The organism is Sulfuricaulis sp. (assembly GCF_024653915.1).
Lineage (GTDB): Bacteria > Pseudomonadota > Gammaproteobacteria > Acidiferrobacterales > Sulfurifustaceae > Sulfuricaulis.
In genome coordinates this window covers 1-16310 of sequence record NZ_JANLGY010000027.1, presented here as the reverse complement: position 1 = coordinate 16310, position 16310 = coordinate 1, and the positions used below count along the sequence as shown (strand labels likewise).

The window sequence follows — 16310 nt, the reverse complement described above, 5'->3', positions numbered from 1 at the left end:
ACTCATGTCAAAAACACTGAAAATCACTTTCTACGTTGTCGGCGGACTCGTGGGACTCTTCGTTCTCGTCGCGGTAGCTCTGCTTCTTTTCGTGGACGCCGACAGCAACAAGCCCCGACTGGAAGCGGCCGCCTCGGAAGCCTTGGGCATGGAAGTCAGCGTTGGCGGAAGTCTGGAGTTTGGCTTCTTTCCGGGGCTGCATGTCACGCTGGAGGATGCGCACATCCGCAACCGTGGTGTCGACCTCGTTTCTGCGAGTCGGGCCAGTCTTGGGATCGATCTTCTTCCGCTGCTCCGAAAGGAAATCCGGATCGGGAAGATCACGTTGAAGCGCCCTGCTATTTCCATCGAACGGGATCTCGACGGCAAGTTCAATTTCGAGAACCCGGACACAGCCGGGAAAACGTTAGCCGTCCTGGACCTGGCGAAGGTTTCCCTTTCGGACGCGACTCTCGTCTACACGGACAAGCAATCCGGAGGAGAATTCAAGGCCGGGGGCTGCCACGTGGATGTGCGCCACCTTCGATTCCCTGGCGGGAAAAGCCCGGATCTCTTGATGAATCTTTCCTTCACGGCGGAACTTTCGTGCAAGGAAATACGCAATAACGACTTCACGATGTCCGATTTGAAGTTCTCAGCCGACGGGAAGAATGGGGTTTTCAATCTCAAACCGGTCACGATGCATATTTTCGGCGCGCAGGGGTCGGGAAGTATGCAGGCGGACTTTTCAGGCGCTGTTCCCCTTTACCATGTTCGATACGCTCTGCCGCAATTCCACGTCGAGGAGTTCTTAAAAATGTTATCGCCACAGAAGATGGCGGAAGGGACGATGAATTTTTCCGCGAACCTGTCGATGCAGGGAAAGACCGCGAGGGAGATGAAGCAGACCGCGGACGGAGATATTTCCCTGCGAGGCGAGAACCTCACGTTCCATGGCAGCGATCTCGACAAGGAGTTCGCCCGCTTCAAATCCAGCCAGAACTTCAGCCTCGTCGACGCAGGCGCCTTCTTCTTTGTCGGCCCCCTGGGCCTGGCAGCCACGAAGGGGTACGACTTCGCCGGCATCCTCCGGAAATCGGGGGGGCGCAGCGAAATACGGACGGTTGTCTCCGATTGGAAGTTCCAGCACGGCATGGCACAGGCACAGGACGTGGCCATGGCGACGAAACAAAACCGGGTCGCCCTGGCAGGAAGACTTGATTTCATCAATGAACAGTTCGATGACATGACCATGGCGCTGATCGACGCCAAGGGTTGCGCCACGGTGCGGCAAAAAATACGCGGCCCCTTCCAGAAACCGGTGGTGGAGAAGCCGAATATCCTCAAGTCCCTCGCCGGACCAGCACTCAAGCTGCTCAAGAAGGGAAGAGGCCTGTTTCCAGGCGGAGAGTGTGAAGTCTTCTACGCCGGTTCGGTCGCGCCGCCGAAATGAAAGTGGCGCTTCCAAATGTCCTGGAATACAGCACATTCATTATTACTCGTGACGTCATGGAATTTCCACTCGTCCATCCCAAGATCCTCTGTACGATCTCGCACATACGGCAATAAGTTTTAACTGTAAGCTTTCTCTCTCATTAAAATATCCATGGAATCTTGTGCGGGACTTGTACTTATGGCGCCACATGCAAGTCTGGATTGATTTATGGCTATCCACCATGTACCGAAAACCATTTCTGATTACATCGCCTTAGCCGTTGTTAAGGCAATGCGCGTTCCCGCAGATCTTTTCTTCGCCAAGCGCTATGGTCACCGGGCGGTGGTTCTGGAGACGGTAGCAGCCGTACCCGGAATGGTGGGTGGCACACTGCAACACTTGAGATCCCTGCGCACCATGCAAGATGATCGCGGTAAAATCAAAACGCTACTCGATGAAGCGGAAAATGAGCGCATGCACCTGATGACGTTCATCGAAATTGCCAAGCCGACATGGCTGGAGAGAATGATCGTACTGATAGTGCAAGGTCTGATGTACAACCTCTATTTCTTCTTGTATTTGATAACCCCAAAAACATGTCATCGAATTGTCGGATATCTGGAAGAAGAAGCTATTGTTTCATATACAGAATATCTGGCGGAAATCGGCAGCGGTTCCATCAAGAACATTCCGGCGCCGCATATTGCAATCGAGTATTGGCGCTTACCGGTGGGCGCTTCGCTGCATGATCTTGTCATTGCAATTCGGGGAGACGAAGTCCGTCATCGCGATGTCAATCATGCTTATGCCGATAGAATGACGTGAGTTCAGGAAGAATAAGCAATAAGCAGACACCATCTATTAGCAAACCAGGGAGCGCAGAACACTGGTCTGTTGCGCGCCAATTTTCTGGATGGATAAAGAAAGACTGGTGGTCACTATCCTCGCTGCAATAAACTGAAAGCTGCTCGGAATATTCCGAGCAGCTTAAACCTCAATCATATACAAAACGATGCGATTAACGGCTTTTTTTGACGAACGGGTAAACGTTGGTCAGGCCCAGAAGATCAGTGACCAGCAACACAAGGAAGATCAATACCAGGGCACCGACAACGCTACCGCCGGCCGGCAGCTGATCCATGTTGCTCGCCAGAGTCTGCACTTCTTCATCCGTCAGGCTGTCCATGCGCGCCTGAACCTGCGCCGGATCCACGCCGCGGGCCAGGAGCTGGGCCTGCACGTCGTCACGGCTGAACGCGTTGTGCAAACGCTCGCGGTTTTGCTGCGCCTGCGCGGCGTTGACCACCGCTTCGGTGCCGATCATGCCGGCCTGCGCCGCGGGTAAATGCAGGCTCAGCGCGAGCAGACCGAGGACGACCAGGTGACTGACGGGTTTGGTGAGGCGACGAAGTATTTGCATTTTAGAGCTCCTGAATTGTGAGTGAATGTATTTCAAACTTCCTGAGTCGCCCTTATCTGGAGCGCCATTTACCTTTACCGAGACCCATAATGAGACTGACGAGAAATATCACGATAAAGATGAAAAACAGGATTCGCGCAATCTCGGCGGCGCCCACGGCGATGCCGCCAAACCCGAAGATCCCGGCGATGATAGCGATCACGAAAAATACTGCAGCGTAGTAAAGCATGATTAACTCCTTTTTTTAATGCATTGTTGCCACTAAGCAGAGAAGCTATGCGCGGCAGCCCCGTGCGCAACCTCTTTTTCCTCAAGCAACGCTAAACACGAGGACCCTGGTCCTTATGCGGCCCGAAAAATTCCTTGGCCTGCTCTTCAGTTACCTGTTACCTGTTTTGTGGCGCCATAAGCCTTCTGCATTTTGCCGGTCAGCTGGTCACGTCTGCCGGCAATCTTGCTCAGGTGATCATGGGTCAGCTTGCCCCACTGCCACTTCACGTTTCCCTTGAACAAGGTCCAGTTACCTCTGGCAATGTCCCAATTCATACAAGCCTCCTGCATCTGCTACTTGACTTGAATCTTGTTGACGACCGATTTTACGCCGGCGACATTACGCGCAATCGTTGCCGCTTTGTTGGATTCCTGTCTCGTGGCGGCGGTTCCAGACAGATAAACGACGCCTTTAATGGTATCAACGCTGATATTGAGGCCACTCACTTCCTTATCGGCAAACATTCCAGACTTTACTTTGGTGGTAATCGCGGCATCATCGATGTACTCACCGGTGCTATCGCGTGACGACGTACCCGCACAACCTGCCAGGCCAATCAGCAACACAGCCATCCATACCCAGCTTCTGCCAAATAGATTTTTCATAATAGATTCCTCTCGTTAGATTCGTTTCAAGTACCAGGATCGTGCCATCGAACAACACCTGTGAATACCATGGCGGCGGTCTCGGCTTCTGCTCATACTGAACTGCGCACGATATACGCACGGACGCGTGGGTTCTGTGCGTTATCGAACATCGAGTAAGTCGGTTTTTTTCCCTTGCGATACAGCTTGGTCCGGTTCGGTGAGGCAAAATCATTGATACCGCCTGCTTCCAGCACGGCATCCAGCACCGTCCTGCCCGGACGACAGGGCATGGAACGTGGGGTCGCACGGCTCCCGTAACCCGCACACGCGACAGAAATTCTTGGAAGACCGACCCCTTAACCGCTGGATTGCTCGGTTTTTTCAGGGCTAGGCAAGCCAAGACCCGGGCCAGGCCCATGGGCTTCTTGGAAAACGCGGCCTACAAAGAAAATCCATCAAGATGAAGACCGGGTGCTCGCACAAACGGCAGTCCGTGTAACACCGGCGTGGGATATTCGGCATGTGAATCAACATCATCGGATGTGTGAACCATCAACAGACTCTCATCGGATGGCGATATACGGCTACCTATGCGTGCCATACACTATGCGCGTTAATGAACATAGTGCGCACGGAGTGCAGGGTAAAATCCGCTGTCTTCTCCGCAAACAACCGATGAACCAGGAAAAGCACAGCGCTGGTTTACGATGATGCCGGCGCCTTCACCGGCTTTCACGGTAACGGTCTGGACATCACCCGGCGCCAGCGTGCCGAGATCGCGCTGCGCGAAACTGATTTAGAGTATCTGCTCCACCCAAATGGCGCTTTCTTCCTGTCTGTAGCGACAAGGAAAGGTCATTTAGTACGCTATCGAACAGACCGCGCCCGGTTCCTGGGCGCATTCTTGTTTCCCGACCCAAACCCGTTTGCGTATTCAGTTTGCCGCAAGCTGCAAATCTGGCAGGGCGGTTTGCGCGATTTCGCATATCTCTACCAGGCAGGTACTTATGGCCTCTTCTGAGCTCAAAGCCGGCATATTCAGTCAAGGATGGAGGCATATGGCGAGTTCTCCGGCGGATCTCTTTGTCACCGCCTGGGCAATTCCACAGAAAGAACACCTGAGGCTGATGCCGGCGGTCCGGTTGTTTGACGTAAATAAAGCCGACTTCGGCCGGCGGCCGCTGGTGGCGACCCACAATCTGCATGAGCTGGATCTGTTTACGGACGCCGCGCTGATCGATCTGCTCGACCATTTCCCCCGGAAAAACCTCTACGCATTGACCATGGGCTCCGATCCTGCCCGGATCGAAAACCGGCTCGCGCTCCACGACGGAGTGAGCGGTGCCGAGCTTTTGCAGGCAGTCAAGAACGGACGCTTGTGGCTCAACGTCACCCGGGTCGACCGCGCCGACCGGCGTTATCGCGTGCTCATTGATCAGCTCTATGCACGGCTCGCGGAGCAGATGCCCGACTTCATGCCCGACTTCAGCCAGGGAACGCTGCTCATCTCGTCGCCGCACACGCTCGTCTACTACCATGCCGACGGCCCGGCCTCGGTGCTGTGGCATATCCGGGGACGCAAGCGAGTCTGGGTTTACCCCGCGCACGACGAGCGTTACGTGAAGCGCGAGCTCCTGGAAGACATCTTCGCCGGTGTCCGGCACGAGTATTTGCCCTACGAGAACGATTTTGACCTGGCAGCGGTGGTCTACGATCTTGAGCCGGGGCAGTGGGTGGCCTGGCCCCAGAATGCGCCACACCGCGTGACCAACCTGGACAGCGTGAATGTCTCGCTCTCGACCGAGCACTTTACCAGGCAAAGCCGGCAGCGCGCGCGAGTCTACGTCGCCAACCGCTTTTTCCGTACCCGGCTCGGCCTGCGCGGGTTGTCGACGCGCGAGGACGGGACGGCGGCGATGCTTAAAACAGTGGTGCAGCGACTGGCGCGCAAAGCCGGGCTGGACCATTTGCAGACAAAACAACACTCCCCTTCGATGCGGGTTGCCCCCGACGCCCCCGGAGGCGTGGTGGCGCTCGAGGAATAAAGTGAATCGATGGAGACAGGTATTTGATCGAGGTTCGATGTTTCCATGCTCTCGAAGAGGCCGAAACTCTCCGGGAAGAGGTCAACGCGTTGAATCTTGCATCCACGCGGCCGGATCCCTTCTCGACCTTCGAGTTCTTCGAAAACTTTATCCGGCATGACGAGTGCTTTCCCGGAGGCCGGGGTGTGCGCCTGTGGTTCCTCGCTGCCTTTCTCGACGGCCGGCTCGCCGGCTACCTGGCACTCAAACAGGTCACGCAAAAAATTTTGGGACTGCGGACATCCCAAATCGGCTTCCTGGTTACCCACGACACCGATCGGCCGCATGTGGTGGCGAGGCCCGAGCGTCTGAGCCAGGTCAGCGAAGCATTTTATGCTTATCTGCTCGGACGCAAACAGGAATGGAGTTTTCTGCAATTTCAACAGCAGGACGACACATCATCGCTGTTTCCGCCGCCGGCCGCGGTCGATCTCAAGGAGTATCTGGTGCGCCAATGGTCGAGCCTGGAGAACGGCACCATACACATACGCTGGGGCACATTGCGCGAGTACTTTTGTGCGCTGCAGCATAAGTTCCGTTCCAACGTCAGCCGACAGATGCGCCACCTGCTCGCCGCTGGCAACGTGGAGTTGCTGGCGTCGTCAGACCCGGCCATCACCCCGGCGCTTTTTGAACTCTACCGCTGCATCGAACCCCACAGCTGGCAGTCGAAGGCGAACGCGAACATTGGCCGGCATCCTGAGCGGGTCGAGTACGTCAAGGGATTGCTCGATGCACGGCAGCCAATGCGGGTATCGATTCAGGTGCTCTTGTTCAATGGAATACCCGTCGCCGGATTCATCAGCGGTGCGTTCAAGCAAGGGCTCTACGCGTTGAACATGGCCTACGATGAACGCCTGAACCGATTGGCGCCTGGTTCAGCCATGCTGCTGATGGGCATGCGTCAGGCCATTGACGGCCGGTACACGTTCTTCAATATGCTTTCAGGTTTTGGATATTACAAAGTTCGCTGGCTGGCGGAAATAACCGAAACCCGATTCGCGCAGATATACCGCGTGGGCAGTCTTTTATTCTGGCGCCGGACGCTCGGAGACTGGAAGCGTCGGGTATTTACTGCCAAGCCGAAGAAAGCGCCCGTGCGCTTCAATCCCATACGCCGGAATGTCAACGGGCACGAGGACGGGCAGACGGAGCCCGACATGATTCCCGAACTCCAAATAAGCCCTGAGGAACGAGCGCGCATCGCCGCGCTGATTGCCGAGGCCCGGAAAGGCCGGGGTGAGTTCCTGTCCAAGGCGGAGCTGGCCGCGGTGATGCCATTCGAGACGCAGCGGATACCGAAAATCAAGATGAAACGTGCGCTCTGAGCATACCGGAACTTATACAGAATGTGTTGAACCGCAGTGCCCCTTTGTGTTCAAGCCGGGGCGGTGAGCGGGTGCGGTGCTTTACGGAATGAAAGGATCACGATACCCGCCGCATTGATCAGTTCGCCAATCAGCATGCCCACCAGCGCGCCGGCCACGCCGAACTGCCGCATTCCCCAGTAGCTGGCGGTGAGCGCAATCACGGCGCTCACGAGCGTGAGCAAGGTCAGGACGCGGAAACGTCCTTGTGCCGCCAGCAGATAAATCAGCTGGCCGCGGATCACCGTCACAAGCAGAATGGCTCCCCACAGCATTAGCAATGCATCACGCTGCACGAACTGCTTCTTGAGAACGACGGCAAAAATCCAATCGCGCAAAAACCACAGGACGGCGAAGTAGCATAGCGTCGCCGCGACCAGGGCCAAGGCCAACAGGCTCAGGCGTCGCCGCAACAGCGAGGCGCCGTGCCGATGCAGCCAACCCGATGCCAGCGGCATCATGAGCGTGCCGATTCCCGTTGAAAGCAGATTCACGGGCATCAGCAGCAGGCGCGTGGCCGCGATCGCCGCCACGGCGGCGATGTCGAGGGTACCGGCGACCAGATAAATATATCCCTGGCTGAAGGTCCAGTGAATGGCCGCGCCCGCGGTGGACCAGGCAGCGAGCGGGGCAATTTCTTGCAGGATGCCTGGCGCGCCCTGAATGTTCCAGGGTTCATGACGGTGTAATGTCTGCGACAACAGGATTCCACTCGCCACCGCGGCGAGACCGAGCGCGAAGACGGCGGTAACCGCCGGTGCTGGCGTGAGGGTCGCGGCAAAAACACCCGCCACCATCAGCACGACATAGAACATGTCGGTGCGGAGCACGTCATGCGGCCGGCGGTGCGCGAACAGCACCATGCGAAAATACTCGCGATGCAGGATCGTCAGCGCCGCGACCACCGTGGCGAGCACCAGCGGCCCGGTGTGGGTGTCCAGCACCCGGGCGTACCACAAGCCGAGCGCCATGACGACGGTAATGGCGCCGAGCACCGGCAGAAACCGGCGTTGCTCGCGGTACAGGCCGCCGACCAGTTCACCGCGTCCCGCACGATCGAGCCGCGTCAGGCGAATCGCCAGGGGAGGACCGAAAAATGCGTTCTGGAGAGAAACCAGCAGAAGAATGGCACTCGACGCCAGAATGTAATAGCCGTACTGAATGTCGGTCGTGCCCCGAATGAGGATCAGGCCGATGGCAAAGCTGGCGGCGGAAAGCAGGGCCTGACTGACTACCGCGCTGCTGAGCAGGCGCGCGAAGGCGAAGTGCCGGCGACGGCGGTCATTCACGATGGTTCCCGTTTGGTACGCACCCACTCCGCTGACCTGCGCGCACGCAACATCAGCAGTACTTTCCAAAGCACGAAAAACGGAGCATGCAACAAATCCACGAGACCGCGTAATCCGACGCCGCTGAGCTGCCAGCCGCGCAACACATAGAGCAGCAGGCTCATGCCGCCGCCAATTCCCAGCCACAACCATATCTCCATGGAAGGCTCCCAGAGCAAGGCGACACCGGCGAGGACAGTCAATAGCGCAACATTCACGGCCACGTAGGACAAGGGCAACACCAATAGATCGAGCGCCAGATCCAGACAGACTCCGCCGCCGGAACCCATGGCCGCCCGCAACAGTGGCAGGGTTTTCGAGCGGATCAGCTGCCAGCGTCCGTCCTCCCAGCGTTGGCGTTGGGTACTTGCCGCCTGCTCACCCGACACCATCATGGCGGCCACGTGCGCTTCATCGGCGTAATGTACGCGAAAGCCGGCGAGGCCCAGTTCGATTCCGTATTCGATATCTTCGGCCAGGGAGTAAGCCCGATACGGCACCTGGCGCAGCAACCGGTGCGTAATGCACCAGCCGTTGCCGCGTATTCCACAGGAAAGCTGCAAGCGTTCGCGCGCGCGCGAACGCACCCGGTGAAACGAAGCCAGGGCGATGGTCATGAGACGCGTGCGCCACGATACTTGTGCATTCAGCACCTCATAGTGCGCCTGGATAGCTTTGGCTCCGTTCTCGATGCGCGCGGCAAATACCTCGAGCAGATTCGGCGAGACCTTTGTGTCGGCATCCACGACGACAACGGCGTAGGCCCAACCGTGCGCCTGGCTCGCCTGGAATGCAAAGTCCAGTGCGTGACCTTTTCCGCGGTGTTTGGTGTCGTGGCGCTCCAGCACCTCGGCGCCGGCTGCGCGCGCGAGTGTCGCCGTGGAATCAGTGCAATTGTCGGCGACCACCAGCACACGGAAATTATCGGCTGGCCAATCAAGCTGGCGCAGGCTGGCGATGACGCTTTCAATGACCGTTGCCTCGTTATGAGCGGGAATGACGATATCAAAGCGTAACCGTCGTGACGAGCGCAGTGCCGCCGGTGGTGCACGCGACAGCAGCGTAAACAACAGCAAATATAAACTCACCGCGGTTGCCGGCAGCGCCAGCACAAACAAGATCAGATGCGCCATGGTCGTCATGTGTCCTTGCCTCCGTATTCACGGTAATGCCAACCAAGTAAAATCGATATTTTTCCGATATTGGCTGATGCCTTCAGCAGCCAATACACGGCGCGATGCCGGCCGAGTGGCCAGGACAGCAACGCCAACCCGGCCGCCAGCGCCGACTGCAGGAGTGCGCGCAGAAAAAGGCGCACACGCCCGGTTGACGTGAGTTGTCCATAACTTCCCGCCAGCCAGTGTCGCGCGAAGTCCTGTCCGCCGCGCAATGCCCGCAGCAGCAGCCAGCGCAACGACAGGCGCGCGCCTTCGACCGGCTCGTGCACGATGGCTTCGTCGCACCACACGATGCGCGCGCCCTGCTGTACCAGGCGCCCGAGCAGATCGCCGTCTTCGCCGCCGGTCAGGCCGTAGTCCGGATCGAAGGGTGTCGGTGTATCGCGCAGGAGCGCGCCCCGCAGCAGCACGTTGCCGAAGCGCAGTTTATTGGGAGGAATGATGGCGCAGGTTTTCATTCGCCACCAATCATAAAAGCTACCGTGCTGGATCCATGCCGGCGCATTGGCGGGTACAACCGGCTCGACCGGACCCAGCACGCCATCGGCATTGCAGCGGATAGCGGCTTCAGACAGTTTTTTTAACCAGCCTGCCGGCGCGCGTTCGTCGTCGTCGATGAAGGCGATCCAGTCGCTGCTCGCCAGCGCCACAGTGCGGTTGCGTGTCAGAGAAATATTTTTCTCTGGCTGAATATCGTAGTGAATCGGAAATGGAGCACCCAACATGCGCCGCCGTTCCACCACGGCGCGTGCGCTGCCCGCGGCATCGTTATCGACTACCACGACGTCTTTTGGAAGTTGCTGCTGTTTGACGAGGTCATCGAGCAGTGCGCCCAGCCGTTCCGGCCGGTGATAGGTGGCAATGCACAGGCTGATGTTCATGGTGGGGGCCGGGTGTCGGTTCGGTCCAGACGTCTGGCCGTCGTCAAAGCCGCGGCCAGTTCCTGGCGGGCCCTGAATAAATTCCAGACCAGCAGCGCCAACGCGGTCCAGCTCAACAGCGACGTGAGCCCCTGGGATAACCCCAGCAACAGCGCCAGCACCACGAAGAACATCAAACGTATCAAATGAAACGGTGCCTCGGGCCATTCCTTGCCGCCGAGCCGGTATACGTAATAGGGCACCCACTTCGCCAGGACGTGAGCGCCGAGTGCGACCGCGCCGATCAGAGCGATCGGCACCAGCGCGACAAAGGCCGCGCTGCGCGCAAACTGCAATCCCGCAAACATCCAGATCCGCGCCCCTTTGTCGAAGCGGTTGTACAGCGCGAACCATCCATGGGTTGCCAGAAGTACCGCGACCCACGCGGCGAAGTCCGTGGGCACCGGGGTCATCGGCCAGCGCAGCAGAGCAATGGCGATCGCGCCGCAGGCAAACGCCCAGATCCACGGCTGCCAACGCGGTGTGGCCACCTGGGAATCCAGGAATGCCGCGCTGAGTTTTGGGTCTGCCTCGAAACGCGCCGCGATTAGATCATTGTCGACGTAGCCGCGCTCGTAGATCGCCCAGAACGACACCAGCAGGAACAGCAGACCCAGGACATGCAGCAGCGGCAGCGCCGCCAGTGCCATCGAGCTCAAGACCCAGAGCGCGAAATCCTCCTGTAGGATGCCGCGGACGATATAGCGCGCGCCGGGTCGTTTGACATGCGTCAGGTACTGACCGGGCAGGTAGACGCCGCTCAAGGCGTGCTGGTGACGCGCCTCCGGCCACACCGCCCGCAACGGGCGTGCACACGCGTTGAGCAGTGTCAGATCCTGCGCCGAATCGGTAAGCACGAGCGCGCGGCGCACGGTGTCATCACCGAGCGCGCCGACGACCCGATGAAGTTTTCCATTGCGGCGGTCGGCGAAGGTCGACAGGCGCGCGGCGATTATTTGCGCCTGCGGCAGACCCAGCGCCGCCACCAGCGGCGCGACGATCGGCTGGAATCCGGCGGTGGTGATGATCGGCGTCGTACCCGGCGTTTTCAGCGCTTCCATCAGACGCAGGTTGGTGAAGTTTTTTGCGAGCCCGGTAACCTGGTTTTTCCAGCGCCTCACGGTCCAGGGAAAGCATGTCGCGATGAGGCGCACGCGCCACACGTCGCGGGTGGTTTCGCCGCCGGTCCAGCGCCACGGTTTGACGGCATCCAGCATCCTCATCAGCACCAGCGCCGGCAGGCGCGGACGCGCCGAGTCAATGAAGTCCTCGGTGGAGTTGCGCAGATACAGCGTTTCATCCAGGTCGAGCAGAACCGGCCCGCCGTGGCTCAGGATGGCGCTGATGGCCGCTTCCGGGGACACGTCGTGCGGTGTGATGACTTCAGCGCATTTCATGGCGCACCCACGGGGAGAATGCCCGGCGCCGGCTGGCGCACGAGGGTTTTTCGATGCAGTCGCTTGCGCAATCTGGCGCAGGGCTGTTCAACCCAACGGCGCATCGGCTCCGCCACCGCCAGCGTCACGGCGGCTCCCGCGAGCGTCAGCCCGATCCAGCCCAGCTGCGGCCAGTGTTTGGCAAGGCCCAGCAGAATGACGTGATGCGAAAGATAGATGGTGTAGGAAATCGTTCCGATATACACGAGCGGCCGGGCGTTCAACCAGCGAAACGGCAGCCGTTCCGCCCGCGCCACGGCCAGATAGATCAGGGGCGCGATTGCCAGGCATTGCAGGGTGTAGCGGGCCGTGAGCCGGAAGACTTCGTCGCGATATAACAAGGTGCCCATTAGCACGGCAACACAGATCGCGGCGATTCCCCAGTCGTTAAGCGCTTTCGGGGGCGGGATCGGATCAAGCCAGGGGTTGAGCAACAACGCCATGAGGCATCCGATCAGAATGGCGTCGACCCGCGTGTCGGTTGCCACGGTGATATACGCTTCCGAACCGCCATGAAACACGAGCCAGTAGCGCCAGGCCAGAACGGCCACGCAGAGTATCGAGAGCACGGTGACGGACAGTCCGACGCGACCGACCCGCAACAACAACGCCGCCAGCGGAGGATAAAAAAGATAATAGTGCTCCTCGATGGCCAGTGACCATATCACGCCGAGGCCCGCTGGCATGCCATGGTAGTCATTCGCGATCACATGATAGTTGCCGAAATAGAACAGAGCCGAGAACAAGCCGCCCGGCGTGAAACCGCCATCGATGATGGACAGGGCGGCCAGCAGGCCGGCTACGGCCACCACGATAAATAATGGCGGCATCAGCCGTAGCAGGCGGCGCAGGTAAAAGCCGCGATAGCTGATGCCGCCGCCGCGGGCGTGTTCGATGCGCATGAGCGTGGTGATCAGGTAGCCGCTCAGCACGAAAAAAATGGTGACGCCGAGGCCGCCGGGAATGAGATCGTCGAACCCGCTGTGGGCGAAGAACACCAGCGCCACCGCGATCGCGCGGATGCCATCCAGGGACGGGATGGTGCCGGTGGCATATTGGGGATGGCCGCTGGCGGGCATCATGGCATCAGGCTCCGCCGCCCTCTGCGCGCGTGAAAGATTTGCGCGCCGGCGGTATGGCCATGACATGGACCGGCTCGCTCGTGGAGACCTGGGGTTGACCAAATACCAGGTGCAACCGGTGTTCCAGAAGGTTGCGTGCCAGCGCCGTCGTCGCCAGCGCCATGATCACGAAGTCAACGCTCAGCACGCTGAACCAGTGCGTTTCGGACAAGTTCGTGATCGCCTGCTGAAAGAACAGCGCCAGGTACAGGGCGCCCTGATGGCGGTCTATTCCCAGCAACTGCAGCGATTGCCGGACATGCATGACGATATAGGCGATCAGGCACAGCAGGCCGGCCCATCCCAGATCGTTCACGATTTCCAGATAGCCGTTGTGGGCGGAGCCGGGGTAAAAGGAACCCATGTGCCATACGAATGCATAGGAGTCCGTACCGGCCACCGGTCCGGCGGTCCAATAGGCTGCGTAGCCGCTGCCGAGGAAGGGACGGTAACTGATATGCTCGGAAAGGATCGCCCAGATTTCGGTGCGGCCGGTGAGCGACATGTCCTTGCCGGTCAGCAGGGTGATGGGGGCCATCAAGGTTCCCTTTCCGGGGATCAGGTTCAGGACGACGAGAGCGTACATAAGGAGTATCGCCACCAGCATCGCGACCAGATAGGGCATATATGGACGCAGACCGTGGGGCGAACGCAACAGCATGACCAGAAAGACCATCACGAATAGGGTGGCCGCCAGCGATGTCGAGCTGCGCGACAGCACCAGGCAGGCCGCGGCGATCGTGCCGCCGGCCAATGCCGGCAGAAACCTGACCTCCCGGGTGAGCCAGGCATGAAACCAGAAAATCAGGGATATGCAGGCCAGGGCGCCAAGACCGTTCTTGTGATTGGCGAGCCCGCGCCACGCGCCGATCAGCTCCGGCGTGGTTTGTTGATGGATGGCGAGCGCTGGAAACACGAGACCAAAAACAATCGAACCCAGCAGTACGAGGGTAAGGATCGGGCGCACGACGTTCTGGTAGCGCCGCGCGTGCCAGCTCATCAACACGAACCCGGTGCATGCCAGCACGATCGTGCCGAGCCGGATAAGACGCCGAATGCTCAGTGTCGGGTCAATGGACCAGGCGACGCTGACGACCGCGAGCGCCACGAACAGAATGAAAAACGGATTCAGTGCGCGTGCCAGCAGCCAGGCCAGACCCGCGCGCCAGAATATGATGACGACGCCCAGCCCCAGCAGCACCAGCCACAGCATGCGGCTGATGGGCCCGCCAGAGCTGGGCGCGCTGGTCGTCCCGAGGCTTTGGTAATCGAAGCCGTCTGGCACGATCATCAGCACGATCAGCACCCACATCATTCCCCCCAGGAACAGGGAATGCCGGTCGTCTCGCAGCCACGCCATGCCGTTGGGCTGCGCCGTGTTCGATGTTTTCAGATCCATAACTATCGCTTTTGCTGGGTGGGACGCCGGCGCCGGGTAAAACGATGCAGCGAACCGGCATGAAAATCAGAAATGGCTGATGACGGCGCCCAAGATTTGTGAACGCGTGGCCGCCAGTCGCCGCAACATATCCTGCATGTCCTTGTAAGGCGTGTGTTGCGCGCGACTCAACGCCAGTACGCGGCCGACGAGACTGGCGACCGCCAGTCCATCCGAAAAATGCATGACCGGGGCCGTGTCGATCAGGACGAACTCAAAATTGTCGCGCCAATCCTCGATCATCGAGACAAAGTTACCGCTAGACAGCAACTCCAGCGGATTGGCCGGAACCTCACCCGCCGTCAGCACCGACATTCGCGGCAAGCCGCGCACGGTATGCAGCTGCGGTTTGGTGCCGTACTCGATCGCCTGCGACAGCCCCACGCGGTTGTCGGTGCCGAAAAGCAAATGCTGTTGCGGGCGGCGCAAATCCGCGTCCACCAGCAAGGTCGGACGTCCCATCTGCGCGAAGGCAATGGCGAGTTCCGCCGCCAGCAGCGAGCGCCCCTCGCCGGGACACGGGCTCAACAACGCGATGATGTCGGCGCGATCGGTCGACTCGCGCCGCAACAGCAGCTCGGTCCGCAGCGCACGGATTTTTTCGTAGCGTGGATCGTAAGGGTCGTGCGCCACGATCAACCGGTCACTCGGCTCCACCATGGGTTCGATCGAGGTAATTTCGCCCCTCAACCTCGACGCCTGGTCAGAGCCTCCATGCGACGCGTGTTTTGAATCTACGGTGTTGTGGCTGGCAGTTTTTATGTTCATGCGGTTGTCCTCATCGGTAACGCGCCAAATTCCGCCAGCACCGGAATCCCGTGATGGCGCTCGAGATCATCGCGGCAGCGCACGCGGCGATTGAAAAGTTCGTAACCCAGCGGAATGCCCAGTCCCAGCACCCCGGCCGCGATGCAGCCGAGAACAATCCCGGTCAATACCTTGGGCTTGCTGGCCTTTACCGGCGGCGTGGCGCGGCTGACAAAACTGACGTTGGTGTAGTGGCCGGCGGAGGCGAACATGATCTGGTCGTAACCTTCGAGCGCGCGCTTGTATACGGCCTGCGCGGATTCGAGTTCCAGAAGATATTTCGCGGCATCGTTGTGCAGCCGGCCCATGGCAAGCACCTTCGCGCGCTGTTCCGCGGCCGCCCGCTGCAGATCCTGTTCCAGCCGCTGCGCCACGCTCAGTCCCGCCGATGCGTTGGCGGTGTAGCTTTGCAGAGCAACCGCAAGCGAGTGCCGACTGGCATCAATTTGCGCTTGCAACTCCAGGATGTCGGGATGTTGCGGAGCATAGGCCGTATTAAGCTGGGCCATACGCGATTCCTGGGTGGCGAGTTGTGTTTTCAACGACTGAATCAGGGTTGAAGACAGCACCTGATCGTTGACAGACTGGTCGCCCGACGCCCGCGCCTCGGCGGCACGACGCGCATTCCGCGCTTCCAGCAAGCGCCCCTCGAGAGTTGCCAGCAAAACCACATCGACGTTGGTCTTGTTCCCCTCGTCAATCAGATTGTTTCGCTGATGAAACGCCGTGACTTGTTTCTGCGCCTGATCGACCTTGCCCTTGAGTTCGCTCAATTGTTCCGCATAACGCTTGGCGCGCTCACTTGGCGGGCCGGTTGAGCGCATATAGTCCTGTTCCTTGTAAACCTCCGCCACCGTGTTCGCCACCTGCGCCGCCTCCGCCGGTTTGTTCGCCGAATACGTCACGTAGATCAGCTGACTGCCCAGTTGACCCTGATAA

General features: G+C 59.3%; 17 protein-coding genes. 4 read left to right on the top strand and 13 right to left on the bottom strand.

Going from position 1 to position 16310, the window contains the following annotated elements; all coding sequences use genetic code 11:
* Window positions 1–4: 4 nt before the first annotated feature.
* Complete coding sequence (locus NUV55_RS12920) at window positions 5–1432, top strand: AsmA family protein (RefSeq protein ID WP_296673621.1); 1428 nt, start codon at window positions 5–7, stop codon at window positions 1430–1432.
* Between the two features lie 210 nt (window positions 1433–1642).
* Window positions 1643–2239 (top strand): alternative oxidase, encoded by a 597-nt coding sequence (locus NUV55_RS12915; RefSeq protein ID WP_296673619.1) that lies wholly within the window; start codon window positions 1643–1645, stop codon window positions 2237–2239.
* A 193-nt stretch (window positions 2240–2432) separates the two neighbouring features.
* Here the strand turns inward: NUV55_RS12915 and NUV55_RS12910 are convergent, their stop codons facing one another.
* From NUV55_RS12910 to NUV55_RS12890, 5 genes are all read right to left on the bottom strand, one after another.
* On the bottom strand, window positions 2433–2834 hold the full coding sequence (locus tag NUV55_RS12910; RefSeq protein ID WP_296673618.1) for a PA2779 family protein: 402 nt from the start codon (window positions 2832–2834) through the stop codon (window positions 2433–2435).
* Window positions 2835–2886: 52 nt separating this feature from the next.
* Window positions 2887–3063: a DUF1328 domain-containing protein gene (locus NUV55_RS12905; RefSeq protein ID WP_296673616.1), complete on the bottom strand. Its 177-nt coding sequence runs from the start codon at window positions 3061–3063 to the stop codon at window positions 2887–2889.
* 146 nt (window positions 3064–3209) lie between these two features.
* Window positions 3210–3380, bottom strand: coding sequence for a CsbD family protein (locus NUV55_RS12900; protein WP_367280427.1), 171 nt, complete (start codon window positions 3378–3380; stop codon window positions 3210–3212).
* Between the two features lie 18 nt (window positions 3381–3398).
* Entirely contained in the window at window positions 3399–3710 is a 312-nt protein-coding gene (locus NUV55_RS12895) for a BON domain-containing protein (protein WP_296673614.1), read from the bottom strand.
* Window positions 3711–3802: 92 nt separating this feature from the next.
* Complete coding sequence (locus NUV55_RS12890) at window positions 3803–3982, bottom strand: hypothetical protein (RefSeq protein ID WP_296673612.1); 180 nt, start codon at window positions 3980–3982, stop codon at window positions 3803–3805.
* 768 nt (window positions 3983–4750) lie between these two features.
* On the opposite strand from NUV55_RS12890, the gene NUV55_RS12885 reads away from it, so the two are divergent.
* Both NUV55_RS12885 and NUV55_RS12880 read left to right on the top strand, forming a co-directional pair.
* Complete coding sequence (locus NUV55_RS12885) at window positions 4751–5737, top strand: hypothetical protein (RefSeq protein WP_296673611.1); 987 nt, start codon at window positions 4751–4753, stop codon at window positions 5735–5737.
* A 23-nt stretch (window positions 5738–5760) separates the two neighbouring features.
* Window positions 5761–7104: a GNAT family N-acetyltransferase gene (locus NUV55_RS12880; protein WP_296673609.1), complete on the top strand. Its 1344-nt coding sequence runs from the start codon at window positions 5761–5763 to the stop codon at window positions 7102–7104.
* Between the two features lie 50 nt (window positions 7105–7154).
* Here NUV55_RS12880 and NUV55_RS12875 read toward each other — a convergent pair whose 3' ends face one another.
* The 8 genes from NUV55_RS12875 to NUV55_RS12840 all read right to left on the bottom strand — a co-directional run.
* On the bottom strand, window positions 7155–8432 hold the full coding sequence (locus NUV55_RS12875; protein ID WP_296673607.1) for a hypothetical protein: 1278 nt from the start codon (window positions 8430–8432) through the stop codon (window positions 7155–7157).
* On the bottom strand, window positions 8429–9613 hold the full coding sequence (locus tag NUV55_RS12870; protein ID WP_296673606.1) for a glycosyltransferase family 2 protein: 1185 nt from the start codon (window positions 9611–9613) through the stop codon (window positions 8429–8431). The genes NUV55_RS12875 and NUV55_RS12870 overlap by 4 nt, the downstream gene beginning before the upstream one ends.
* Window positions 9610–10530 carry a glycosyltransferase family 2 protein gene (locus NUV55_RS12865; RefSeq protein WP_296673604.1) on the bottom strand — a complete coding sequence of 307 codons (921 nt, stop codon included), beginning with the start codon at window positions 10528–10530 and terminating at the stop codon, window positions 9610–9612. Before NUV55_RS12865 ends, NUV55_RS12870 begins: the two co-directional genes overlap by 4 nt.
* On the bottom strand, window positions 10527–11966 hold the full coding sequence (locus NUV55_RS12860; RefSeq protein ID WP_296673602.1) for a haloacid dehalogenase-like hydrolase: 1440 nt from the start codon (window positions 11964–11966) through the stop codon (window positions 10527–10529). Before NUV55_RS12860 ends, NUV55_RS12865 begins: the two co-directional genes overlap by 4 nt.
* Window positions 11963–13087: an acyltransferase gene (locus tag NUV55_RS12855; protein ID WP_296673600.1), complete on the bottom strand. Its 1125-nt coding sequence runs from the start codon at window positions 13085–13087 to the stop codon at window positions 11963–11965. The genes NUV55_RS12860 and NUV55_RS12855 overlap by 4 nt, the downstream gene beginning before the upstream one ends.
* Window positions 13088–13091: 4 nt before the next feature.
* Window positions 13092–14525 carry an O-antigen ligase gene (locus NUV55_RS12850; protein WP_296673599.1) on the bottom strand — a complete coding sequence of 478 codons (1434 nt, stop codon included), beginning with the start codon at window positions 14523–14525 and terminating at the stop codon, window positions 13092–13094.
* 66 nt (window positions 14526–14591) lie between these two features.
* A complete protein-coding gene (locus tag NUV55_RS12845) occupies window positions 14592–15332 on the bottom strand; it encodes a CpsD/CapB family tyrosine-protein kinase (RefSeq protein ID WP_296673597.1) in 741 nt (246 codons plus the stop codon).
* Window positions 15329–16310, bottom strand: a 982-nt coding sequence (locus NUV55_RS12840) for a hypothetical protein (RefSeq protein ID WP_296673596.1), incomplete at its 5' end; no start/stop codon positions are given. The genes NUV55_RS12845 and NUV55_RS12840, both read right to left, overlap by 4 nt.